The sequence below is a fragment of the Pseudomonas sp. ATCC PTA-122608 genome (assembly GCF_001952855.1).
Classification (GTDB): domain Bacteria; phylum Pseudomonadota; class Gammaproteobacteria; order Pseudomonadales; family Pseudomonadaceae; genus Aquipseudomonas.
The window spans coordinates 431,312-453,835 of sequence record NZ_LPNO01000002.1; the positions used below are offsets into that span (position 1 = coordinate 431,312).

The 22,524-nt window shown below is 61.7% G+C and carries 24 protein-coding genes and 2 pseudogenes; 9 read left to right on the forward strand and 17 right to left on the reverse strand.

The window, feature by feature from the left end:
* Positions 1-19: 19 nt before the first annotated feature.
* Positions 20-115: pseudogene (locus AU074_RS34370) on the forward strand (outer membrane lipoprotein carrier protein LolA); the annotation flags it as partial.
* Here the strand turns inward: AU074_RS34370 and AU074_RS04480 are convergent.
* Together AU074_RS04480 and AU074_RS04485 are read right to left on the reverse strand one after the other, a co-directional pair.
* Positions 115-531 (reverse strand): annotated as a pseudogene (locus tag AU074_RS04480) (MAPEG family protein). The pseudogenes AU074_RS34370 and AU074_RS04480 overlap by 1 nt on opposite strands.
* Positions 531-848 carry a DUF2834 domain-containing protein gene (locus tag AU074_RS04485; RefSeq protein WP_076013680.1) on the reverse strand — a complete coding sequence of 106 codons (318 nt, stop codon included), beginning with the start codon at positions 846-848 and terminating at the stop codon, positions 531-533. Before AU074_RS04485 ends, AU074_RS04480 begins: the two are co-directional and overlap by 1 nt.
* 116 nt (positions 849-964) lie before the next feature.
* On the opposite strand from AU074_RS04485, the gene AU074_RS04490 reads away from it, so the two are divergent.
* Positions 965-1,774 carry a helix-turn-helix domain-containing protein gene (locus tag AU074_RS04490; protein ID WP_076013724.1) on the forward strand — a complete coding sequence of 270 codons (810 nt, stop codon included), beginning with the start codon at positions 965-967 and terminating at the stop codon, positions 1,772-1,774.
* A gap of 18 nt (positions 1,775-1,792) precedes the next feature.
* Here AU074_RS04490 and AU074_RS04495 read toward each other — a convergent pair whose 3' ends face one another.
* Positions 1,793-2,209: a hypothetical protein gene (locus tag AU074_RS04495; protein WP_003215097.1), complete on the reverse strand. Its 417-nt coding sequence runs from the start codon at positions 2,207-2,209 to the stop codon at positions 1,793-1,795.
* A gap of 288 nt (positions 2,210-2,497) precedes the next feature.
* On the opposite strand from AU074_RS04495, the gene AU074_RS04500 reads away from it, so the two are divergent.
* Positions 2,498-2,863, forward strand: coding sequence for a hypothetical protein (locus AU074_RS04500; protein ID WP_076013681.1), 366 nt, complete (start codon positions 2,498-2,500; stop codon positions 2,861-2,863).
* A gap of 6 nt (positions 2,864-2,869) precedes the next feature.
* Here AU074_RS04500 and AU074_RS04505 read toward each other — a convergent pair whose 3' ends face one another.
* Together AU074_RS04505 and AU074_RS04510 are read right to left on the reverse strand one after the other, a co-directional pair.
* A complete protein-coding gene (locus AU074_RS04505; RefSeq protein ID WP_076013682.1) occupies positions 2,870-3,604 on the reverse strand; it encodes a CPBP family intramembrane glutamic endopeptidase in 735 nt (244 codons plus the stop codon).
* A gap of 6 nt (positions 3,605-3,610) precedes the next feature.
* Positions 3,611-4,081, reverse strand: coding sequence for a RidA family protein (locus AU074_RS04510; RefSeq protein WP_017475185.1), 471 nt, complete (start codon positions 4,079-4,081; stop codon positions 3,611-3,613).
* Between the two features lie 258 nt (positions 4,082-4,339).
* Here AU074_RS04510 and AU074_RS04515 point away from each other — a divergent pair, with 258 nt between their 5' ends.
* Positions 4,340-4,774 (forward strand): nuclear transport factor 2 family protein, encoded by a 435-nt coding sequence (locus AU074_RS04515; RefSeq protein ID WP_076013683.1) that lies wholly within the window; start codon positions 4,340-4,342, stop codon positions 4,772-4,774.
* A 126-nt stretch (positions 4,775-4,900) separates the two neighbouring features.
* Here the strand turns inward: AU074_RS04515 and AU074_RS04520 are convergent, their stop codons facing one another.
* A complete protein-coding gene (locus AU074_RS04520) occupies positions 4,901-6,229 on the reverse strand; it encodes a PLP-dependent aminotransferase family protein (RefSeq protein ID WP_076013684.1) in 1,329 nt (442 codons plus the stop codon).
* A gap of 90 nt (positions 6,230-6,319) precedes the next feature.
* On the opposite strand from AU074_RS04520, the gene AU074_RS04525 reads away from it, so the two are divergent.
* Positions 6,320-7,210 (forward strand): DMT family transporter, encoded by an 891-nt coding sequence (locus AU074_RS04525; RefSeq protein ID WP_076013685.1) that lies wholly within the window; start codon positions 6,320-6,322, stop codon positions 7,208-7,210.
* Between the two features lie 3 nt (positions 7,211-7,213).
* On the opposite strand, the gene AU074_RS04530 is transcribed toward AU074_RS04525, so the two are convergent.
* Positions 7,214-7,768, reverse strand: coding sequence for a YceI family protein (locus tag AU074_RS04530; RefSeq protein WP_076013686.1), 555 nt, complete (start codon positions 7,766-7,768; stop codon positions 7,214-7,216).
* A 118-nt stretch (positions 7,769-7,886) separates the two neighbouring features.
* On the opposite strand from AU074_RS04530, the gene AU074_RS04535 reads away from it, so the two are divergent.
* Positions 7,887-8,381, forward strand: a complete 495-nt coding sequence (locus tag AU074_RS04535; RefSeq protein WP_063029646.1) for a PaaI family thioesterase — start codon at positions 7,887-7,889, stop codon at positions 8,379-8,381.
* 44 nt (positions 8,382-8,425) lie between these two features.
* Positions 8,426-9,313 (forward strand): YghX family hydrolase, encoded by an 888-nt coding sequence (gene yghX / locus AU074_RS04540; RefSeq protein WP_076013687.1) that lies wholly within the window; start codon positions 8,426-8,428, stop codon positions 9,311-9,313.
* Positions 9,314-9,437: 124 nt separating this feature from the next.
* Here the strand turns inward: yghX and AU074_RS04545 are convergent, their stop codons facing one another.
* Positions 9,438-10,622: a DUF2252 domain-containing protein gene (locus tag AU074_RS04545; RefSeq protein ID WP_076013688.1), complete on the reverse strand. Its 1,185-nt coding sequence runs from the start codon at positions 10,620-10,622 to the stop codon at positions 9,438-9,440.
* Positions 10,623-10,836: 214 nt separating this feature from the next.
* On the opposite strand from AU074_RS04545, the gene AU074_RS04550 reads away from it, so the two are divergent.
* Positions 10,837-11,412, forward strand: a complete 576-nt coding sequence (locus AU074_RS04550) for a DUF1349 domain-containing protein (RefSeq protein ID WP_076013689.1) — start codon at positions 10,837-10,839, stop codon at positions 11,410-11,412.
* On the opposite strand, the gene AU074_RS04555 is transcribed toward AU074_RS04550, so the two are convergent.
* A complete protein-coding gene (locus AU074_RS04555; RefSeq protein WP_076013690.1) occupies positions 11,413-12,294 on the reverse strand; it encodes a LysR family transcriptional regulator in 882 nt (293 codons plus the stop codon).
* Positions 12,295-12,427: 133 nt separating this feature from the next.
* Here AU074_RS04555 and ampC point away from each other — a divergent pair, with 133 nt between their 5' ends.
* The gene (ampC, locus tag AU074_RS04560) at positions 12,428-13,582 is read left to right on the forward strand and encodes a class C beta-lactamase (protein WP_076013691.1); all 1,155 of its coding nucleotides are present in this window, start codon (positions 12,428-12,430) and stop codon (positions 13,580-13,582) included.
* Between the two features lie 124 nt (positions 13,583-13,706).
* Here the strand turns inward: ampC and dctM are convergent, their stop codons facing one another.
* The 8 genes from dctM to AU074_RS04600 form a co-directional block, all read right to left on the reverse strand.
* Positions 13,707-14,987, reverse strand: coding sequence for a C4-dicarboxylate TRAP transporter large permease protein DctM (gene dctM / locus AU074_RS04565; protein ID WP_010169752.1), 1,281 nt, complete (start codon positions 14,985-14,987; stop codon positions 13,707-13,709).
* On the reverse strand, positions 14,987-15,619 hold the full coding sequence (locus AU074_RS04570) for a TRAP transporter small permease (protein ID WP_076013692.1): 633 nt from the start codon (positions 15,617-15,619) through the stop codon (positions 14,987-14,989). Before AU074_RS04570 ends, dctM begins: the two co-directional genes overlap by 1 nt.
* Before the next feature lie 176 nt (positions 15,620-15,795).
* Positions 15,796-16,779, reverse strand: coding sequence for a TRAP transporter substrate-binding protein (locus AU074_RS04575; RefSeq protein ID WP_076013693.1), 984 nt, complete (start codon positions 16,777-16,779; stop codon positions 15,796-15,798).
* A gap of 237 nt (positions 16,780-17,016) precedes the next feature.
* A complete protein-coding gene (locus AU074_RS04580; protein ID WP_076013694.1) occupies positions 17,017-17,832 on the reverse strand; it encodes a CoA ester lyase in 816 nt (271 codons plus the stop codon).
* Between the two features lie 14 nt (positions 17,833-17,846).
* Complete coding sequence (locus tag AU074_RS04585; protein WP_076013695.1) at positions 17,847-19,043, reverse strand: CaiB/BaiF CoA-transferase family protein; 1,197 nt, start codon at positions 19,041-19,043, stop codon at positions 17,847-17,849.
* Positions 19,044-19,052: 9 nt separating this feature from the next.
* Complete coding sequence (locus tag AU074_RS04590) at positions 19,053-20,402, reverse strand: MmgE/PrpD family protein (RefSeq protein WP_076013696.1); 1,350 nt, start codon at positions 20,400-20,402, stop codon at positions 19,053-19,055.
* Positions 20,403-20,412: 10 nt separating this feature from the next.
* Complete coding sequence (locus AU074_RS04595) at positions 20,413-21,576, reverse strand: acyl-CoA dehydrogenase family protein (protein WP_076013697.1); 1,164 nt, start codon at positions 21,574-21,576, stop codon at positions 20,413-20,415.
* 31 nt (positions 21,577-21,607) lie between these two features.
* On the reverse strand, positions 21,608-22,426 hold the full coding sequence (locus AU074_RS04600) for a MaoC family dehydratase N-terminal domain-containing protein (RefSeq protein ID WP_076013725.1): 819 nt from the start codon (positions 22,424-22,426) through the stop codon (positions 21,608-21,610).
* Positions 22,427-22,524 lie beyond the last annotated feature (98 nt).

A 22,524-nucleotide genomic window follows, 5' to 3' on the forward strand; every position in this document is an offset into this window, starting at 1 on the left:
CCTCCCTGTAGGAGCGAGCTTGCTCGCGAAGGTCGCTAACGATGACGCTCGCACCCTGTTTCAACGCGGCGCCCTCCGGTTCTTCGCGAGCAAGCTCGCTCCTACAGTGGGTTGTCATCGCCACATGAATCTCAATCCAATGGCACCCGCAAGTCCCAATAAACAGATCAGGCCCACGCCATAAGCGACCGTACGCCATGGCTGGCGGCCGCTCAGCTACATCACCGTATGCATCACCCGCGCGACGGTGAACGTGCAGAACAGCCAAGTCGTGGCAACGCCGGTCGCCTCCACTGCAATGCACAGCCCACCCAAAACGAAAAACAACGGAATATTTTCCAGGTCATTGGCCCAGGCTCTCGCGGCCCGGGAGACTTGCGGTAATTCCCGGGGATTCGCATCGCGATGGAAGAAACCGGCGTCCTCGGGGTTGGTGAATGCACGGTATCTGAGCCGAAAGAAACCCTGGTAACAGGAGATCGCCAGCATCTTCAAGAACAGCACCAGCACGCACAGCGCATAAACCTCCATCACCGGCCCCTTGAAGGTTCGCGGAACCCGTTGACCACGATATACAGCAGCGGCCCGATGGATACGAAAACCGCCGTTACCAGTAAATAGGGCAACACCGACGCCAGGGATTTGCCCCTGGCCCGCGCATCCCGGTACATCCATACGCCCGCCAAGGCCGCCATCAGATACAAGTCAATCACCACCTGGGCAGTGTCCGGCCTCGATATCAATTCAAGTCCGAACGCCATGAGCGATTGATCGGCGATAAGCATCGTGATCAATGTGTACAGGGCAAAAGCCAACAACCCGGCCAGGGCAATCCAGGGTCTGCGCATGTTCTCCTCCTTGGAGACAACGGTTCGGGAAGCTGCACATTAGTGATAACGTCGCTCCCCTCTCAATGACCTCAAAGGTCATCGACACCATCGACCCGCCCGGCCAGAGTCAGCCTATGAGCAGCCAACCCTTCCCCCGCGCCAACCCCGACACCAGCGCCGGCATGCAACTGCGCGTGCTGCGTCGGCACGCCAGATTGAGCCAGCTGGAACTGGCGCTGATCACCGGGGTTTCCCAACGCCACCTGAGCTGCATCGAGACCGGGCGCGCCAAGCCGAGCCCGGGCACCCTGCATAATTTGCTGATGGCGCTGGAGGTTCCGCTGGAGCAATGCAACAGCGTGTTCCTCGCCGCCGGCTTCGCCCCGCGTTATGAGGCAACCCCGCTTTCCTCGCCGTCGATGGAGGCCATTCGCGAGGCGATCAGCCATGTGCTCCATGCGAATAATCCTGCGCCGGCGATCGTGCTGGGCAGCCACTGGGAAGTGCTCGCCGCCAACGCCAGTACGCAGGTGCTGTTCGAGCTGGTGGGGATCAAGCCGGAGGCGGCTGATGGATTGAATTTGCTGGTCACCCTGCTTCAGCCTGGCGGCCTGGGTGATCATTTGATCAACGCTGAAGAAATCCGCACCATCGCCTGGCAACGGGCGACGCGCGAGGCGTTGGGCAATCCCGAACTTGCCAGGCTTCTGGACAGCCTGCCGGCACCGCAAAGTACCGAAGCCTTGGTCAATGAACCGCCGCCACTGGTGCTGACACGGGTCAACTCGCGTGAAGGTGAGCTGAACTTCATGTCGACCTTCACCACCTTCGGCATGCCTCAGGACATTACGGTAACGTCGTTGCGCATCGAGCATTTGATTCCGGCAGATGCGCAGACGTGGCAGGTGATGACCGCCGCGTATGAGCGGTCATTGGTGAGGTAGAAAGCCGCGTCGGGGCCATTAGTTATTTGTCGTATTTTGCCCGCCATAGCTATTGGCGCGGCTCTTGGAGGAGGAGCCGTTGCTGTATTGGGTGTCTTGCCCGCCGTAGCTATTGGAGCGGCTCTTGGCTGAGGTGCCGTCGCTGTATTGRGTGTCTTGCCCACCATAGCTGTTGGAACGGGTCTTGGCCGAGGTGCCGTCGCCGTATTGGATATCCTGCCCGCCATAACTATTGGAGCGGCTCTTGGAGGAAGTACCATCGCTGTATTGGGTGTCTTGCCCACCGTAGCTATTGGCGCGACTCTTGGAAGAGGTGCCATTGTCGTATTCGCAATCGGACCCACCATAACTGTTCGCCCTGCACGTCTCGGCAACCGCTTGGTAAAGCGGCGCAGCCAACAAAACCGTGCCCAGCAAAACGACCTTAAGCTTCATGTTAATTCCTTGTAGGGGTGGCGATACGCTATTACAGACTGGAGATTCTGAACTTAGTTTCCAACGTTCTGAAATGCGCTCGCGCGAGCCGACGTGGCAACCCTTTGCCAGCCCCGGCAACTCCTGGCCTGCGCCCTGCCCCGGCAATACCACCCAGCCCACGCCGCACAGAGCATGCAGCACATGGCCCGGGTTTTGCTCTGTTGCTGCTACCAATAAGGGAGCGGCACCATGATAGGAAGCACGATAAGTCTGTTAGCGCTGGGACAGAGGGCTTTTACACAATCCATGGAAAACGGCACCCTGCGGGCCGGGAGGATTGAAGTCACCAACGCCACGCCCGAGATCAAGGCCACGCTGGAAGCCAGCTATCAGGAGCAAGTGCGCTCGACCGCGCAAACCGTTGCCACCGCCAGGGCCAGCCCTTCCTGGGCGACCTTCGACGATAAAAGCAACGACGTCGAACTGCCCGATGTTCAGTCACTCAGCAAAAGCGACGCCACCCATGTGGCCAATGGTCTTCAGTACCTGCTCGATATCGGGCGCCTGGACGGCAGGACTGTCACCGCGAAAAATGGCGACCAGTCGACCGATAACATCGCGGTCTACAAGGACTGGCTCCAGGCCCACATCGGCGTTGATGTACAGGCCTGAGACGGCTCACACCATCGGCACGGCAATCAGCAAGATCGCCGTGCCATGGGTGGCCGTCGCCGCCACCACGCCGTAACGCATCCGCACCAGCCCGAAGGCCACGCCTTCAATCAGGGTAAAGGCCAACACTGGCCAGCCCAGTTGCGTCACGCTCAACGCCAGAAATGAATGGCACGCGGCGAACGCCAACCCGCTGAGCAACGCCGCACGCAGCGGCGTAACGTGCTGTTCGAGATAACCCTGCAAGAAGCCGCGAAACAACACCTCTTCCAGCGCATTGGCGCAGTAGGCAAGCACTAGCATGCCCATCATCCAGGTCCAGTAAGCCGCGATCGCCGCCGGTTCGATGCCTTGATACAGCCGCAATGGCAAGCCAATCAAACAACCGGCCACCAGCCCCACTGCCAGGCCTGCACCGCGATTACCCTTGAACAGCACCGTCAGTTGCCATAACTCCGGAGCCAGGCGCGCGAGCAGTGCAATCAGCCCAAGGGACAAGCCGCCGAGCGCAGCCAGCACGAAGGGGTTGGCCGTAAACTGGATCTGCACCTCAGTGCTCAGCGACCACATGCCCAGCGGCGTCATCGCATCGCGCATCAGCACGAACGCCAACAGCAGAACAACGATGCGCACGCCCGGCATTGTTTTCGGGGTGAGGCCGAACCACAGGCCAAACAGGATCAGCCCTGGCAGCAGATAAATCCCATAGTGAATCAGCACTGTAAAAGCGTCGGCGATCACTCGGCGTCAGCCCTGTGCCACAGCGATCATGTCGACTTCCACGGCGGCACCCTTGGGCAGTTGCAGCACGCCCACCGAGGTGCGCGTGTGAGAACCGGCAGCCCCCAGGATCTCGTTCAACAGGTCTGACGCACCGTTGGCCACTTCGCTTTGCTGGTCAAAGTCATCCGCACTGCGCACGTACACATTGATCTTCAGGATCGCCTTGACCTGATCCAGGGAGCCCAGTGCCTGCTTGAGCAAGCCCAGGCAACGCAGCGCGCTGACGCCGGCGGCGATTTGGGCGTCGGCCAGGCTGAGGCTTTCGCCGACCTTGCCGGGCAACACGATCGTGTCACCCACCCGCGGGATCTGGCCGCTGATGTAAACATGGTTGCCGTCCCTCAGCAGCGGCGTGTAGTTACCGCCGATCTTGAACTCGTTGAGTTGATAACCCAGGCGCACCATGGCCGCCGCGTACTTTTGATCTGGTGTCATTTTGTTGTTGTCCTCACTGGCTGTTGCGAATCCACACCATGAAGTCGCCGGCCACAGCATAGCCATGTGCCATTTCCACGGGAAGTGCCGACCGTTATTTCACCAGTGATACGACGACCAATACTGGCAAGCAGCGCTTATATTCGGGCAATTTACAAATTTCACTTTCCTTGATCCCGCGAAATACGGCATGGTTGTACGACGACTCAGGCATACCTCCTGATTCGTCCAAGTACCCACAACAACAAGGAAACACCCATGCAAAACGTCAAGGTTCTGATTGGTTTTCTGTGCCTGTTCAGCGGTTATGCAGCGGCCGCCGCGCCTGCCGCAGCCGACAAGGATGTAGCCGTCGCGGTCGATCACCTGACCCAAGCCATGCTGCACAAGGACATCCCGCAGCTGCAGGCCCTCACCGCGAACAACCTCACCTACGGCCATTCCAGCGGCAAGGTCCAGAACAAGCAGGAATTTATCGCCGACATTGAAACCGGCAGAAGCGGTTTCAAGACCCTGGAAATGCAGAAACAGACCATCACCCTCAATGGCGACACCGCCTTGGTGCGCAACCACTTTTCCGCCCAGGCGGTGAACAGCGGCGTCGAGGTGCCCACCGAAATTGAAAACTTCCAGGTCTGGCAGAAGCAGAAAGGCAAGTGGCTGCTGATTGGGCGTCAGGCGTACAAATTCTGATAACACACGAATGCTTCTCCTGTGGCGAGGGAGCTTGCTCCCGCTGGGCTGCGCAGCGGCCCCAAAATCTTTGGGAGCGCTGCGCACTCCAGCGGGAGCAAGCTCCCTCGCCACGATTAGCTCGATCTAGTACGCCTCCACCGCCCAGCGCACTTTCAGCAGCGCCTCGCGCAACACCTCCCGGTCCACCGACCCCAGCGCCACTCGCAAGGCATGGGGCACGTGGGCCGAGACGGCAAACGGCTCGGCGGTGGACACCGAGATATTCTGCCGTGCCAGCGCCATGGTGATCTGGTCGGCGCGGGCATCTTCCGGCAAGGGCAGCCACAGAAAATACGAAGACGGATGGCGGATCACATTCAACCCTGCCAACACCTCATCGGCCACCGCCTGGCGCGCCTGGGCGTCTTCACGCTTTCGCGCTTCCAGCTGCAGCACCGTGCCGTCGTCGATCCACGCGGCAGCCACCGCAGTCATCACCCCCGGAGTGTTCCAGGTGGTGGCCATGACCGTACGTTCCAGCGCCGCCATCCACTGCTGCGGAGCAGCCACGAACCCCACCCGCAGGCCAGTGGCAACGCTCTTGGACAGCCCCGACACATACACCGTGCGCTCCGGTGCCAGCTCGGCCACAGGCGGCGGCGCGTCCTCGGCTAAAAACGCGTAGGCCGCGTCCTCAATCACAATCAGATCGTGCCTGCGGGCAATCGCCACCAGGTGCTCGCGCTGCTCCCTGCTCATCACCCAGCCCAACGGATTATGCAGGGTCGGCATGCTGTACACGGCGCGTACCGGGCGCCGGGCGCAGAGTTTTTCGAGGAAGACCAAGTCTGGGCCCGTCGCGGTCACCGGGATTGCAACGATTTCCAGGTGCAACGTCTCGGCCAGCACCTTGAACCCGGAATAGGTCAATGCATCCACCGCCACCACATCGCCGGGCTTGAGCAGCGACATCATGGTCACCGCCAGCCCGTGCTGGGCACCGCTGACGATCAGTACCTGCTCGGCCTGCACCGTCAACCCACGACTCGCCAAGTGGCGCGCCACCGCCGCCCGCTCGTGCAACCGACCGGCGTGGGGCTGGTAGCGCAGCAGTGCGGCCAGATCGCCGGACAACGCCAGTTGACGCAACGCAGTGCGCAGCAGGTCAGTCTGGCCCGGCAGCGATGGGTAGTTGAAGTTGAGATCGATCATGCCCGCCGCCACCGCGATCTGGCCTACGCCCTGCCCCGGCGACAACGCGATTTCCCGCACAAAGGTCCCGCGCCCGGTTTCACCGCTGACCAGGCCCATGGCCTCAAGTTCGGTGTACACCCGGCTGGCCGTGACCAGCGCCAGGCCGTGGCTGGCGGCCAACTGGCGGTGAGTCGGCAAACGGGTGCCCGCCGACAGGGTGCCGGAGCGGATATCCCGGGCGAAGGTGTCCACCAGTGTCTTGTAGCGGGCGCGAGGCATAGGCGATGTATCCATGACAATTTTTTGATTGTCTTAATGGTGAATCATAGGATGCGGGAGACGCAACTTATCCTTATCGAGCCAACACCCATGGAACGCACCACGCACCTGAACACCCAGGAACACAACCCCAGCGGCTGGATCAATGGCTTGATCGGCGTGGTGATCTTCAGCGGCTCGCTGCCCGCCACACGCCTGGCGGTGCTGGAATTTGATCCGGTGTTCCTGACCGTCGCCCGCGCCACCATCGCCGCCCTGCTGGGCCTGTGCCTGCTGTGGCTGTTCAAGGAAAAGCGCCCGGCCCGCAGCCAGTTGTTGCCCTTGGCAATCGTCGCGCTGGGCGTGGTGATCGGCTTCCCGCTACTCACCGCCCTGGCCTTGCAGTACGTCACCAGCGCCCACTCCATCGTGTTTGTCGGCCTGCTGCCGCTGACCACCGCCGTGTTCGGCGTGGTGCGTGGCGGCGAGCGGCCCAAGCCGGTGTTCTGGCTGTTTTCGATCCTGGGCAGCCTGCTGGTGGTGGGCTACGCCATCGCCCAGGGCCTGAGCGCCGCGCCCGCCGGGGATTTGCTGATGCTGCTGGCGATACTGGCGTGCGGCCTGGGTTATGCCGAAGGGGCCAAACTTTCGCGCACCCTGGGTGGCTGGCAGGTGATCTGCTGGGCGCTGGTGATCTCGCTGCCGATTGTGGCGCCTCTGACGGCGATCCTCGCGCCAAGCTCTTTCGTTAACATCAGCCTGCCGGCCTGGCTGAGCCTGGCCTATGTGTCGCTGTTCAGCATGCTGATCGGGTTTGTGTTCTGGTACCGCGGGCTGGCCCAGGGCGGTATCGCCGCCGTCGGGCAATTGCAGTTGCTGCAACCGTTTTTCGGCCTGGCACTGGCCGCCACGCTGCTGCATGAACCGGTGAGCCTGGGCATGCTGGTGGTGACGGTCGCGGTAATTGCGTGTGTGGCGGGGGCCAAGAAGTTTGCCCGCTAGCCATCAGCGCTCAGGCGCAACCATCTTGAACTTGATGACAATCACATTGGACACCACGCTGTCCGCCCACTCCCCTGCGCCGATCTTGAAGTCGTCGCGCTTGAGCACCAGCTCGCCATCGAACACACCAATGCCGCTCTGCTCCTTGAGCGCCACCTTGACCTCCACCGGCCGGGTCTGGCCCTTGAGGGTCAGGTTGCCGCTGAACAGGTAGCGGTTGCCACCCAGGTCAGTGATGTGGGTCGAGGTAAAGGTGCCCAACGGGTAAGTCGTCATGTCGAACCAGCCGGGCTTGGGCAGTTCGGTGTTGGCGTCGTCGCTGCCGGCATTGATGCTCGGCAGCTGGATGGTCAGTACGGTGCTGGCGGCGGCCGGGTTTTGCGTGTCGAAATTCAGGGTCGCCGAATAGGTGCCAAACGTGCCGTACACCTGCTGGCCCATCTGGTCATAGGTAAAGCTAAGGGTGCTGGCCGCCGGATTCACGTCGGTGTATTCCACGGCATACGCGTTGGACAAGGTGCCGAGGGTAAGGAAGGCCGCTAGCAATCGAGGTTTCATGGGATTCTCAACCGGGAATGAACACGCTGTGCACTGCTAACAGCGTAGGTGCTGGATTTATTCACGTGCCTGGCATTAGGCTCGTGCCCCGACGGAACTCAAACAACAAGGAGCCACGATGCCCGCGCTTTCCCTGCAAGACACCACCGCCCCCGAAGGCGTCTGTTATGGCTGCGGCAGCCGCAACCCCCACGGGCTGCACATCAAGAGCCGCTGGGACGCCGACGGCATCCACGTGATCGCCGAGCACCAACCCGACGCCCAATACTGCGGCTGGCCAGACCTGGTCTACGGCGGCTTGATCGCAATGCTGGTGGACTGTCACTCGAACTGGACCGCCATGGCCTACCACTACCGGGCCGAGCAACGCGAACCCGGCAGCCTGCCGCGTATCGACTGCGTGACCGGCAACCTCGGGATCAAATTCATCAAGCCGACCCCGATGGGCGTACCGCTGACCTTGCGCGCAAAAGTCGAAGGTGACGTGGGCCGCAAAAGCCGCGTGGTGTGTGAGGTGTACGCCGATGGCGTGCTGACGGCCATTGGCGATTCGGTCTTCGTGCGGGTCGACACCGGGCAGTTGGCAGCCGCAGCCCATGGCCGGGAAGCCTGATACTGGTCTACATTCAGTCCCACCGCTAATCGAGGACGCTACCGATGACTCGTCTGACCGCCAAAGATTTCGCCCCTGAACTGCTGGAGCTTTACGACGGCTACGCCCACGGCAAGATCAACCGCCGGGAGTTTCTCGACCGCGCGGCGCTGTTCACCTTTGGCGGGCTCACGGCCTCGGCCCTGCTCGCCGCCCTGAGCCCCAACTACGCCCTGGCCGAACAGGTGAAATTCACCGACCCGGAGATCGTCGCCGACTACATCACCTACCCGTCACCCAAGGGCAACGGCACGGTACGCGGCTACCTGGTGCGCCCGGCCAAAGCCAGCGGCAAGGTGCCGGCGGTGGTGGTGGTGCATGAGAACCGTGGGTTGAACCCATATATCGAAGACGTCGCCCGCCGGTTGGCCAAGGCCGGGTTTATTGCCCTGGCACCGGATGGCTTGACCTCCGTGGGCGGCTATCCCGGCAACGATGAGAAAGGTGTAGAGCTGCAGCAGAAAGTCGATCCCGAAAAGCTGATGAACGACTTTTTCGCGGCCATCGAATGGTTGATGCACCACGATGCAAGCACCGGCAAGGTGGGGATCACCGGGTTCTGTTATGGCGGTGGCGTGACGAATGCGGCGGCGGTGGCGTATCCGGAATTGGGTGCGGCGGTGTCGTTTTATGGGCGCCAGCCGGAAGCCAAGGACGTGCCACGGATCAAGGCGCCGATCATGCTGCATTACGGTGAGCTGGATACGCGGATCAATGAGGGCTGGCCGGCGTATGAGCAGGCGTTGAAGGCCGCGGGTACAACGTATGAGGCGTTTATCTACAAGGGCGCCAACCATGGCTTTCACAATGATTCGACGCCGAGGTATGACGAGGCGGCGGCGAATCTGGCGTGGGAGCGGACCTTGGGTTGGTTCCGCAAATACCTGGCCTGATGCCAACCTCATTGTAGGAGCGAGCTTGCTCGCGAAGAACGTCAACGATAACGCAGCGTATCTGGTTTATCGCAGCGCTCTCGGTTTTTTCGCGAGCAAGCTCGCTCCTACAGTGGGATCGTCATCAGTGCTCCAACGCATACCGCCGACAGTGGTTGAGATACCCTTCCTCATGGTTCCCCACCAACTGCACCACACTGGTCCACAACCACGACGGCGCATCCAGCTGCTTCGACCGGTTCTCCTGCAACACCGCCATCCAGTCCTTGCGCGTATCCCGGTCCATCTGCCGTGCATGCGCCACGCCGACCACCCGCGCCAGGTACCCGGCCGCGTGCATTGCATCAATCTCGCTCAACTCATCCAGTTCCAGCTTCATGTCCTGGGGCAACAACTCGCGGACAAAAAACCCGTGATCCAGAAACCGCGTCGCCAGCATCCGCTCCCCCAACGCCGGTGACAGGTGCCTGGCGCCATCCACCACTCGCCGTCCGTTATCCCGAGGCATTTTCGCCCGTGCCGCACGCGGTGCCGCCGCACCCACCGCTTGCTTGATATCGAGCAGGCAGTATTCCTGATCGTCCTGGTTCCCTACCCCCAACAACACTGCATACCGCAACAACCCAAGGGAGCTGCAACCCTTGACCCAATAAGCGGAGTCCAGCAGCTCGACCTGGTCATCGTTGGACCGGCCTTTAAGCGAAGTCACCAGCCGGTGGATATCATCCGAGGCGCACAACGTTTCAAGGGCCGACTTTTCCGCCCGCGACAACGACCAGAAATGCTTGCCCATCGGAATCGTCGGCCGGGTGTTTTCAATACGTTCGCGGGCCAGATTCTTCCAGGTACGCTCCACCGCACTGCGCATTCCGGCCTTGACCTGGGATGGACGCGGCGGCGCCTCGTCAGGCTTGTCCTTAAACGCCTGCGCGTAGCCCACCATCATCTCTTCAAGCATGCGGGCGGTGGTCACCCCCGGCAGGTCCGAACCCCGGGCGGCGGTGGCCAGGGACAGCGCCAGGCGCACCAAGTCATGGGTGGGGTTACCGATCACCGCCTGGTCAAGGTCACGGATATGCATGTCGATCCGGCCCTTGGTATCGCCCGTGGGCCCGAGGTTACCGGCGTGGCAGTCGCCGCAGATCCAGATCGCCGGCCCATGGGGCAAGCGCCGCCCGCGCTGGCTGTGCAGCCACTCATAAAACTGAACCGTACTGCCCCGCACGTAGGCGTGGGCGGAGCGCGCCATCTTCAGGTTGCGCAGTTGTGTGAGGTGGGGCATTCGCGAAGAGGGACGCGGCGTTTTCATAGAGGTACTCGTCGTGGAGATACGGTAGAGGCTGGGCCGCGACAAATGTTTCATTTTGTTTCAGAGGTTTCCATTAATGAGCCACATCGGCGCCATCACTGCCGGGGTTACACTCGGCGTCGGCGTGCCGCAGTGGTTGTTTTCGCTGCGCACGCGCCTTAACAATGGCACCGCCGCCTTCTCCGATGTTTTGCCACCTTCAAGGAGCTTCCCGATGTTTGAACAGGCCAGTTGGCTCAATCAACCCCAGCACTGGAGCCGAGAAGGCGAGCGTCTCAAGGTGCGCACCGACGCCAGTACCGATTTCTGGCGTGAAACCCACTATGGTTTTATTCGCGATAACGGGCATTTCCTGTTTGTCGAAACCGACGGCGACTTTACCGCTCAGGTCAAAATCCACAGTGAATTCACCCACCTGTATGACCAGGCCGGGTTGATGGTACGAGTGGATGAAGCGCGTTGGGTGAAGATCGGTGCGGAACTGTCCGACGGCGCGACGCTGCTGAGCAGCGTATTGACCGATGGCGTGTCGGACTGGGCTACCGGCGTGTTCCCGGGTGATCCCGAAGCCTTCTGGATTCGCGTCACCGTGGCCAAGGGTGTGTTGCGCGTGCAGGTATCAGTGGATGGCGCGAGCTGGCCGTTGGTGCGCCTGGCGCCGTTCCCGGTGGCGCTGTCGTATCAGGTCGGGCCTTATTGCTGCACGCCAGAGCGTGGCGGGCTGGAGGTGGAGTTTTCCGAACTGTGGGTGGGGGCGCCCAACGGTAAATCCCTGCACGACCTGTCCTGACTAACGCCGGCTGCTCACCACTTCACGCAACCACACCTTGAACGCCAGCATCGCCGGTGTCTCGGCTCGCGACTGCAAGCGCGTCAGCCAATAACTGCCGGTGGTGATGCCCACCTCGAACGGCTGCCGGATCACATCCGTCGCCAACTGTCGGCTGAACATCATCGCCGGTGCCAGGGCCACGCCCGCCCCTTGCAGCGCCGCCTCCATCATCGCCAGGGATGAATCAAACACAATGCTGCGCGGCACCAGCGTATCGGCTGGCAAGCCGGCGGCCTGGAACCATTGCGTCCACTCATCCGCGCGGTAGGAGCGCAGCAACGTGTGCTTCAACAGGTCCGCCGGCGTCTGCAATTGCCGAGCGAGTTGCGGCACGCACAACACCGTCAGCGGCGCTTCCAGCAACTGGCACGCCTCGGTGCCGTGCCACGCGCCGGCACCAAAACGAATCGCGTAATCCAGGCCTTCGGCAGCCACATCGACCCGGTTGTTGTTGGTGGACAGGCGCAAGTCGATAAACGGGTAGCGCGCCTGGAAGTCCGCAAGCCGCGGCAACAGCCAGCCCACCGCAAAGGTGCCCACCGCGCCCACCGTCAAGACTTCGCGGTAATGCCCAGCTTCAAACTGGCCTAAAGTTTGAGCAATCCGGTCGAAGGATTCGCGCAGTACCGGCAGCAAGGTCTCGCCTTCGCTGGTGAGCATCAGGCCCCGGGGCAAGCGTTTGAACAGCGTGACATTGAGCTGCGCCTCCAGGCTTTTCACCTGGTGACTGACCGCCGCCTGGGTGACGCACAATTCAATCGCCGCCCGGGTAAAACTCAAATGCCGCGCGGAAGCCTCGAAGGCCCGCAGTGCGTTGAGAGGCAAATGGGAACGGAGCATGGCTTGACCTTAATTTTTCTAATGGCTGTTGCGAGATATCATCGTTTGCCGCCGGATCACAAACTGCCTAAATTTGCGGCGCCTGCGCAGGCAACGGTATTCACCCGATCACCTTCATGGAAGTCACGTCATCATGTACCCATCCATTTTCCCAACCGTGCGCAACACCACGATATTCGCCTTATTGCTCGGCGCCGGCAACTGCATGGCCGCCACCGATATTCGCCAGATAGTCGACAGTACCGTCGAACCCCTGATGCAGCAACAGGACATCCCCGGCCTGTCGGTCGCGGTGATACAGAACGGCAAGGCGCAATACTTTAACTACGGCGTCGCCAACAAGGACAGCCAGCAGCCGGTCACCGAAAACACCCTGTTTGAAATCGGCTCGGTGAGCAAGACCTTCACCGCCACCCTCGCAGGCTATGCCCTGGCCAACGGCAAGCTGAAACTGTCAGACCCGGCCAGCCAATACCTGCCGGCATTGCGCGGCGACAAGTTTGACCACATCAGCCTGCTCAACCTCGGCACCTACACCGCGGGTGGCTTGCCGCTGCAATTCCCCGATGAGTCCGATAACACCGGCAAGATGATCAGCTACTACCAGCACTGGAAACCGGCTTTTGCACCCGGCACCCAACGCCTCTACTCCAACCCGAGTATCGGCCTGTTCGGCCACCTGGCGGCGCAAAGCCTGGGCCAGCCGTTTAACCGCGTGATGGAGCAGACCGTGCTGCCGAAACTCGGCCTCAAGCACACCTTTATCAGCGTGCCCGAGACGCAAATGAGCCTGTACGCCCAGGGTTACGACAAGGCCGGCAAACCGGTGCGCGTCAGTCCTGGCGCCCTGGACGCCGAGGCTTACGGCATCAAGACCAGCACCTCGGACCTGATTCACTACGTTGAAGTGAACATGCACCCGGCGAAGCTGGAAAAGCCGCTGCAACAGGCGATTGCCGCGACCCACACCGGGTACTACACGGTTGATGGCATGACCCAGGGCCTCGGCTGGGAGATGTACCCCTACCCGATCAAAGTGGATGCCCTGGTGGAAGGCAACTCGACACAAATGGCCATGGAGCCCCACAAGGTCAATTGGCTGACACCACCGCAGGCACCCCACGCCGACACGCTGGTGAACAAGACAGGCTCGACCGGTGGCTTTGGGGCGTACGTGGCTTATATACCGGGTAAAGACCTGGGGGTGGTGATCCTGGCGAACAAAAACTACCCGAATGCCGAACGGGTGAAGGCGGCCCATACGATCCTGAGTGCGATGGACCAATAGCGTCTGCCCTGTAGGAGCGAGCTTGCTCGCGAAAAACCGTCAAACAACGCGTTCATTCAGGATGCACGCGTCATCGTTGACGACCATCGCGAGCAAGCTCGCTCCTACAGAAAGCCACAGGTGCTTACATCCCCAACCAGTGCGGCAAGGCCAGCGAGATGAACGGCAGGTAGGTCACCATGATCAGGAACACCAGCAAAATCATCAGCCACGGCAACGCCGCGCGGATGGTCTGCCCCAGGGTCAGCCCGGTCACCGCCGAGGTCACAAACAGGTTCAGCCCCACCGGTGGGTGCACCAGGCCAATCTCCATGTTGACCACCATCACAATCCCCAGGTGAATCGGGTCGATCCCCAGCTTCATCGCAATCGGGAAGAAGATCGGCGCCAGGATCAGCACGATCGCCGACGGCTCCATAAAGCTGCCCGCCACCAACAACACCACGTTGACCATGATCAAAAAGCCAATCGGCGTCAGCCCTTCGGAGATCACCCAAGCAGTGATTTCCTGGGGGATTTGCTCCGTGGTCAGCACGTGGGCGAAGAGCATGGCGTTGGCGATGATAAACATCAGCATGATCGCCAGGCGCCCGGACTCCAGCAGCACCTTGGGGCAATCCTTGATCTTCATGTCCTTGTAGACAAACAGCGCGACAAACGCTGAGTACACCGCCGCCACCGCCGCCGCTTCGGTCGGGGTGAACATGCCGCTGTAGATGCCGCCAAGGATGATCACCAACAGCAACAAGCCCCAGAATGCCCGGCGCGCGCAGGTCAGCCACTCGCGAAAGGTCGCCCGAGGCTGGGCCGGCAGCTTCTTGATGCGCGCGACGATGTAGATCGCGACCATCAACATCAAGCCCAGCAGCAGGCCAGGAATCACCCCGGCCATAAACAGCTTGCCTACCGACGTTTCAGTCGCCGCCGAGTACACCACCATCACAATCGACGGCGGAATCAGGATGCCCAGGGTACCGGCGTTGCAGATGATCCCGGCGCCGAATTCCTTCGGATAGCCCGAGCGCACCATGCCCGCCACGGCAATCGAACCCACCGCCGCCACGGTTGCAGGCGATGAGCCCGACAGCGCGGCAAACAGCATGCACGCCAACACCGCCGCAATTGCCAGGCCGCCACGGATATGCCCGACGCAGGCGTTGGCAAAGTCGATCAACCGTTGCGCCACGCCGCCGGTGGTCATGAACGCACCCGACAACAGGAAGAACGGAATCGCCAGGAAGGTGTAGGCGTCCGAGGTTTCAAACAGCTTGATCGCCAGGGAACTCACCGAGTCCGGGCTGAACATCAGGATCGACACCGCGCCCGACAACCCCAGGGAAATCGCGATGGGCACACCGAGGAACATGAACACGAACAGCAGCAAAAACAAACACAGAACGGCCATCAGTGACGCTCCTCATGGCTGCCGGCCAACTTGCTGGCTTCACCGGCTTCGTCGGCCAGGCCCAGCCCGGTTTGGCGGTGGGTGAAGATGCGGTAGAAAATTTCCAGGTAGCGGATGAACACCAAGGCAAAACCGACGGGCACAATCACCACGATGTCGCCGACGTCGATGCCGAACTTGTCGAGGTCTTCGGCGCCGATGCCGGCGGTCATCACCGCGCTCAGCCACTTGTAGCTGGCGACCATGAACAACCCGGCGTAGGCCAGGCAGCACAGGCAAGCGAGCATGCCCAGCAGGCGCTGCACACGGCGCGGGGTCAGCTTGACCAAGGCGTCTACGCCGAGGTGGCCGGCGGTGCGTACGCCGTAGGAAATACCGAAGAAAATCAGCCAGCCGAACATGGCCTTGGTCAGCGCCACGCTCCAGGTCATGTCCTGGGCCCAGCCCATGGTGTGGTCACCCAGGGCGTTGAAGAAACCGCTGCTCCACGCCCACTTATCAGCGAGGGCAAAGAACAGGGTGTAGATGTTGTTGAGCATGACGTAGACAAAAGTCACCAGGGTCATGGCGGCCAGCAGGATGGCGATAAAGCCTTCCTCCAGGTGCTCCCAGATGCGCCTTAGCGTTTGCATGGCAAAACCTCGCGAAGCGGAGATAGGTGTGTGCAAGGCTTGGAGGCGGGAACCGGATCAAAATGTGGGAGCGGGCTTGCTCGCGAAGAGGGTGTGTCAGTCACTGAATGCATAAACTGAAAGACCGCATTCGCGAGCAAGCCCGCTCCCACATTTTGATCTCGGTGCCCTCCAAATTACTGGTTCGACGCGTCGGCCGCCTTGATCAGGTCGGCACCGATTTCACCTTCGAACTTCTGCCACACCGGGCGCATGGCTTCGCGCCAGAGCTGGCGTTGCTCGGGGGTCAGTTCGATGATTTCGCTGGTCTTCGCGTCGATGATCTTCTGCTTGGCCGACTGGTTCAGCGCTTCGGCCTGCTTGTTCACCTCGACGGTGACTTCAACCATGACCTGGTCGAGGGTGGTGCGCACATCCGGCGGCAGGCCGTTCCAGAACTTGGCGTTGGTGATCACCATGTAGTCGATCAGGCCATGGTTGGATTCGGTGAAGTACTTCTGCACTTCGTTGACCTTCTGGCTTTCATAGTTCGACCAGGTGTTCTCGGTGCCGTTGACGGTGCCGGTCTGCAAGCCCTGGTACACCTCGGCGAAGCTCATCTTGCGCGGGTTGGCGCGGATCGCCTTGAACTGCTCTTCCAGCACGCTGGAGGCCTGCACGCGGAACTTCAGGCCACGGGCATCCTTGGGCTCACGCAATGCCTTGTTCGATGACAGTTGCTTGAGGCCGTTGTGCCAATAAGCCAGGCCGAGGATGTTCTTGTCTTGCATGGAGGTCAGCAACGCCTTGCCCTGGGCGGCCTGGAAACGGTCCACCGCCGCCAGGTCGTTGAACAGGAACGGCAGGTCGTAGATCTGTACTTGCTTGGTGTATTGCTCAAACTTGGCCAGGGATGGCGCCAGCATCTGCACGTCGCCCAGCAGCAGCGCTTCCATTTCCTTGCCGTCGCCGAACAGTGAGGAGTTGGGGTACACCTCGACTTTCACCCGACCGGGCAGGCGCTCTTCAGCGAGCTTCTTGAACAGCAATGCGCCCTGACCTTTCGGGGTGTTTTCAGCGACGACGTGGGCGAACTTGATCACAATGGGGTCGGCCGCCTGGGCCAGGCCCGCGGCAAACAAGGTGGCGGCGCAGAACAGCGCCCGAGAAAGCTTGAGCATGGAAAATCACCTTCTTATTGTTGTGTTATAGGGCAAGGTGCCTGATGTCACGCGTATAGAGAATTTCGAATTTTAGATACCTGCGTTCGGCGTGGACGAACGCCGACTTCTCAAATAACAGAGATCCAATGTGGGAGCGGGCTTGCTCGCGAAAGCGGTGTGCCAGTCACCAGATGCACTGGCTGACCCACCGCTTTCGCGAGCAAGTCGAACCGTCGCACCGCCGCTCCCACATTTCTACGGTTGCGCGGCTAATAATCGTTGGGCCCGCAGCAGCACCGGTGCATCCACCATTTGCCCATCCAGTTGATAGGCCCCTGCCCCATGGGCACCGGCGTCCACCACCCGTTTGGCCCACGCCAGGTCTTCGGTGCTGGGGGCCAACGCCTGGTGAATCACCGCCACTTGCTTGGGATGGATACACAGCGCGCCGGCAAAGCCCATTTCATAGGCATGCCGAATCGCGCGGCGCAGGCCTTCGGGGTCGTCGATGGCCGGGTGCACGCCATCCAGTGGCGCCACCAGCCCGGCGGCGCGGGAATGCACGATCAAGGCAAGGCGGGCCTGGTCCAGGGCAAATTGCGCGGCAGGGGAGCCGCTGCTCAGGTTCAAGTCCAGCGCCAGGTCCAGGCCGCCGAATGACAAGCGCTCCACCAACGGTGCATGGGCGATTTCCGCCACCGCCAGCAAGCCCCGCGCACTTTCGATAATCGGCCAAATGGCCTTGCCCGTGGCAGCTACCACCGCCACCTGGGCCGCGCTTTCAACCTTGGGCAGCAACACCCCCGCCACCCCGGCGTGGGCCTGACAGAACGCTACATCGGCAAAATGCTCGGGGTGCTCCGGCGCATTGATCCGCACCCACACCCGTGCATCCGGCGTTGCCTGCAAAAACACCCCGAGGTTGTCCCGTGCCTGACGCTTGAGCGGCTCTTCCACCGCGTCTTCAAAATCCACAATCACCGCATCGGCACCACTGGCCAAGGCCTTGGCAAAACGTTCCGGCCGGCTGCCCGGTACAAACAGCGCAGAGCGCACAAGAGAAGTTGGCATCGCTCAATTCCTTATCAGATAACGCCGCGTGCACGCAGGCTGTCGATGGCTTCAGCGGAGTAACCCAACTGGTCCAGAATTCCCTGGCTGTGCTGCCCCAGCCCCGGCACCGCGTCCATGCGCGGGGTAAACGCGGCATTGCGCGCCGGCGGCAGCAACGACGGCAACTTGCCCGCCGGGCTGTCGACTTCCCGCCAGCTGTTGCGGGCCTTGAGCTGCGGGTGGTCCCACACGCCTTGCATATCGTTGACCCGGGCGCTGGCGATTTGCGCGTCTTCCAGGCGCTGGATCACGGCCTCGGCACTCATCTGCGCGAAGCGGTCGACGATGATCTGGCGCAGCACGTCGCGGTTTTCCGAGCGTTTGAAGTTGGCCGAGAAACGGCCGTCGGTGGCGAGCTCTGGCGTGAGCAGCACCTTGTCGCAAAACGCCGCCCACTCCCGTTCGTTCTGCAAACCGAGCATTACCGTGCCGCCGTCGCCGGTGGGAAACGGCCCATAGGGGTAGATCGTGGAATGCGCCGCACCCGCGCGCGGTGGCTGGGGCGCGCCGTCGAAGGCGTAATACATCGGGTAGCCCATCCACTCCACCAGGCTTTCCAGCATGCTGACGTCAATGCGACTGCCCTGCCCGGTCTTGCCCCGCAGCAGCAGCGCCGAGAGGATGCCGCTGTAGGCATACATCCCGGCGGAGATATCGGCGATGGAACAACCGGCCTTGGCCATCTGGTCCTCGCCCGGGCCGCCGGTAACCGAGAGAAAGCCGCCTTCACTCTGGATCAGCAGGTCGTAGGCTTTCTTTTTCTCGTAAGGCCCACCCTCACCGTATCCGGAGATATCGCAGACGATCAGCCGCGGGAAGCGCTCATGCAGCGCTTCGAATGACAGACCCATGCGCGCCGCGGCGCCCGGTGCCAGGTTCTGCACCAGCACGTCGGCGTCGGCCAGCAGGGTTTCCAGGATGTCCCCGGCATCGTCGTGCTTGAGGTCCAGGGTCAGGCTTTCCTTGGAGCGGTTGGTCCACACAAAATGCGACGCCAGGCCGCGCACGCGCTCGTCGTAGCCTCGGGCAAAGTCACCGGCGCCCGGGCGTTCGATCTTGATCACACGGGCGCCCAGGTCGGCCAACTGGCGGGTGCAAAACGGTGCGGCAATCGCGTGTTCCAGGCTGACGACGGTGATGCCGTCCAGCGGTCGTTGATTAGCTGTCATGACGACTCCTTAAAGCCAGTGAGCCAGGGACGTGGCGTTGCGTAGGTCCCAAACCTTTTCGATCAGCCCAGTGGTTTGCGCGGGCGTGCGGGCGCCGCTGAATTGGGTCAGGCGCTGGAATTTTTCGGCCAGCTCTGCACGGTTCAGGGTGTTGCCGGGATCGCCCTTGGGCTCGTCGATGGCGCCGTGCAGCACGCGGCCGTCGACCGTGGTGACAATCACCCGGCCCAGCCAGCGCTGGGGATAGGCCCCGTCGACCTCGGCGTCGAGGGTCATGCTGACCTTTTCACGAAACGCCGCCACGTCTGCGTCGTTGAGCGCCAGTTCATGAAATTCAGTCAGCCCGGCCTTGCCGTGCACGGCAATCAACCCCAGCACGGTGCCCATGGAAAACTTGGCCTGGTGCACGGTCTGCGGCAGCGTTACCCGGCCCAATACGTCGATGGCACCTTGGTGAACGCGGGTTTCCACACGGGTGATGTGCTCATGGCTGATGCCCTCGCGCTGCATCAGGTCCAGCAGCGCATCGGCGGCCGGATGGGTGTGGCGGCACGAAGCGTGGAACTTGAACGAGGTTTCCAGCAGCGCCCAACGGCTTCCGAGGCGATCCGACAGTTTGCTTGGGTCTGCGTCGGTGGACATGCCGGCCGCCATCCCCTGATCACCTTCCAGAATATTGCGCGCACCGGTCAGCCCGTCCGCCGTCAAATACGCGGCCAACAAACCATCGGCGGCCGCCTTGGCGGTGTGCAGTTGCTTGGAGTCGGCGGCATCCCGCAGGAACTCCCAAAGACCGGCCGCCTGAGTGCCTGCACTGCCCAGCAGATTGATGAATTGCTCTTGATTGAAGTCGAGCAATTTACCCACCGCGACAGCCGCCGCGAGGGTACCGACGGTGGCCGTGGTGTGGAAGATTCGGTAGTGGGAACGGCCCATGAATTCACCGATGCGAATCCCGGCCTCGTAACCGGCCACCGAAGCCAGCAGCAGTTCGCGACCGGACTTGCCAAGGTCTTGCGCTGCCGCGAAGGCAGCCGGAAAGACCACGGTGGCTGGGTGCAAGACGGAGCTATTGTGCAAGTCATCCTGCTCCACGAGGTGCGACGATGCGCCGTTCACCAGCGCGGCGAAATAGGCACTGCTGCTGCCCCCGTTGACGATGATCTGCGCCGGGCCATTGGCCGGGCCCATCGCGCGGGCATAACGCTCGAACAGCGGGATCGGATGTGCGCCTTGGCTGGCCAGCGCCGAGGCGAGCCAGTCGAGGAACAGGTCTTCGGTGCGGGCGAGTACGTCGTCCGGCAATTGCTCGTAACTCAACTCGGCGAGGAACCGGCACAGCGCTTGGGTATGGCTCATGGTCGGGCCCTCAGAAGCTGCGTGGCAGTTCGAGCAAATGCTCGGCCACGTAGGACAGGATCAGGTTGGTGGAAATCGGCGCGACCTGGTACAGGCGGGTCTCGCGGAACTTGCGCTCCACGTCGTATTCACAGGCAAACCCGAAGCCGCCGTGGGTTTGCAGGCAGGCGTTGGCGGCTTCCCAGGAAGCCTTGGCCGCCAGGTACTTGGCCATGTTCGCGCTGGCCCCGGCGTTGGCGCCGCTGTCGTATTCCTCACAGGCACGCCAGCGCATCAAGTCGGCCGCTTCGATCTCGATATGCGCTTCGGCAATCGGGAACTGCACGCCCTGGTTCTGCCCGATGGGCCGGCCAAACACCACGCGGTCACGGGCATAGGCGCTGGCTTTCTCGATAAACCAGCGGCCGTCACCAATGCACTCGGCGGCAATCAGGGTGCGCTCGGCATTCAGGCCGTCGAGGATGTAGCGGAAACCCTTGCCCTCCTCGCCAATCAGGCTGTCGAGGGGCAATTCCAGGTTGTCGAAGAACAGTTCGTTGGTCTCGTGGTTGACCATGTTGGCGATGGGCTGCACGGTCAGGCCATTGCCGATGGCTTCCCGCAGGTCCACCAGGAAGATCGACATGCCTTCGGATTTTTTCTTCACCTCGGCCAGCGGCGTGGTGCGGGCCAGCAGGATCATCAGGTCGGAATGCTGCACCCGCGAGATCCAGACTTTCTGGCCGTTGACCACGTACTTGTCGCCACGCTTGACGGCGGTGGTCTTGATCTTGGTGGTGTCAGTGCCGGTGGTGGGCTCGGTCACGGCCATCGACTGCAGGCGCAGTTCGCCGCTGGCGAGCTTTGGCAGGTAGAAGCTCTTTTGCGCTTCGCTGCCGTGGCGCAGCAAGGTGAACATGTTGTACATCTGGCCATGGACGGTGCCGGAGTTGCCGCCGCAGCGGTTCACTTCCTCAAGAATCACCGAGGCTTCCGCCAGCCCAAGCCCCGAGCCGCCGTAGGCTTCCGGGATCATCGCCGACAGCCAGCCGGCGTCGGTCAGGGCCTTGACAAAGGCTTCCGGGAAACCTTTTTCCTCATCGACCTTGCGCCAGTAGGCAGCGTCGAATTCGGCGCAGAGTGCGCGGACGCCTTCGCGGATGGCATTCAGTTCTTCGTTGTCATTCGGGTTCATTAACGGCTCTCCGCCTGTTGTTCTTGGAGGTTTATTCGAAATGCAGTTCGGCGCGCTGGGCCAGGCCGTCAGCGTTGCCCGCCCACAGTTCGGCGACGCCCGGCGCGGTGATGCGCCCACCGACTTCAAAGCGTTGCGGGGCAATCAATGGCCGCACGCCGCGATACGAGAAACGGCGCAACGTGGCCACAGGATTTGCGCGGCAAAATGCGCGCAGGCTCAAAGTGGCGATCAGCGGCCCGTGCACCACCAGCCCCGAATAACCTTCGGTGCCGGTGACATAGGGGTAGTCGTAGTGAATGCGGTGGCCGTTGAAGGTCACGGCGCTGTAGCGGAACAACAGGGTTGGCGTCGGGTCGACCGCTTCGCGCCAGTCACCTTCGGGTAATACATCACCACTGCCCTGCTTGGGCGGCGTGGGTTCGCGATAGACGATGTCCTGTTCCTCGCGGATGGCCAGGCGGCCGTCCTGGGAGTAGTCGTGGCGTACGGTGACGAACAGCAGCGAGCCGGTGCGGCCGGTTTTTTCTTCCACTTGAGTGATGGTCGAAACGCGGGTGGCGGACTCACCGGCACGCAACCCATGGAAAAACTCGATACGCCCGCCGGCCCACATGCGATTGCGGTTATCCGCCGGCGGCAGGAACCCGCCACGGGCCGGATGGCCGTCACCGCCCAGGGCGGATTCGGGCAGCGGGTCCTGGAAAAAGCACCATTGCCACAAAGGCGGAACCGCCTCGCCATCTGCCGGTGCCGCTTCGCCAAAGGTGGCGGCGATGCGTTTGAGCAGGTTGTGGCTCAAGTGGTCGTGGGCTGTTTCGCTACGGCCGATCCAGTCTGTGGCGCTCATCAGGTGCATGTCCTCGGGCAGGGAATCTGAGCCGGATCATGCTGGGCCTTGGCCGTTCTGAGAATTTGCATTTCAATAAAGCAGCGTTCGGCTATGCT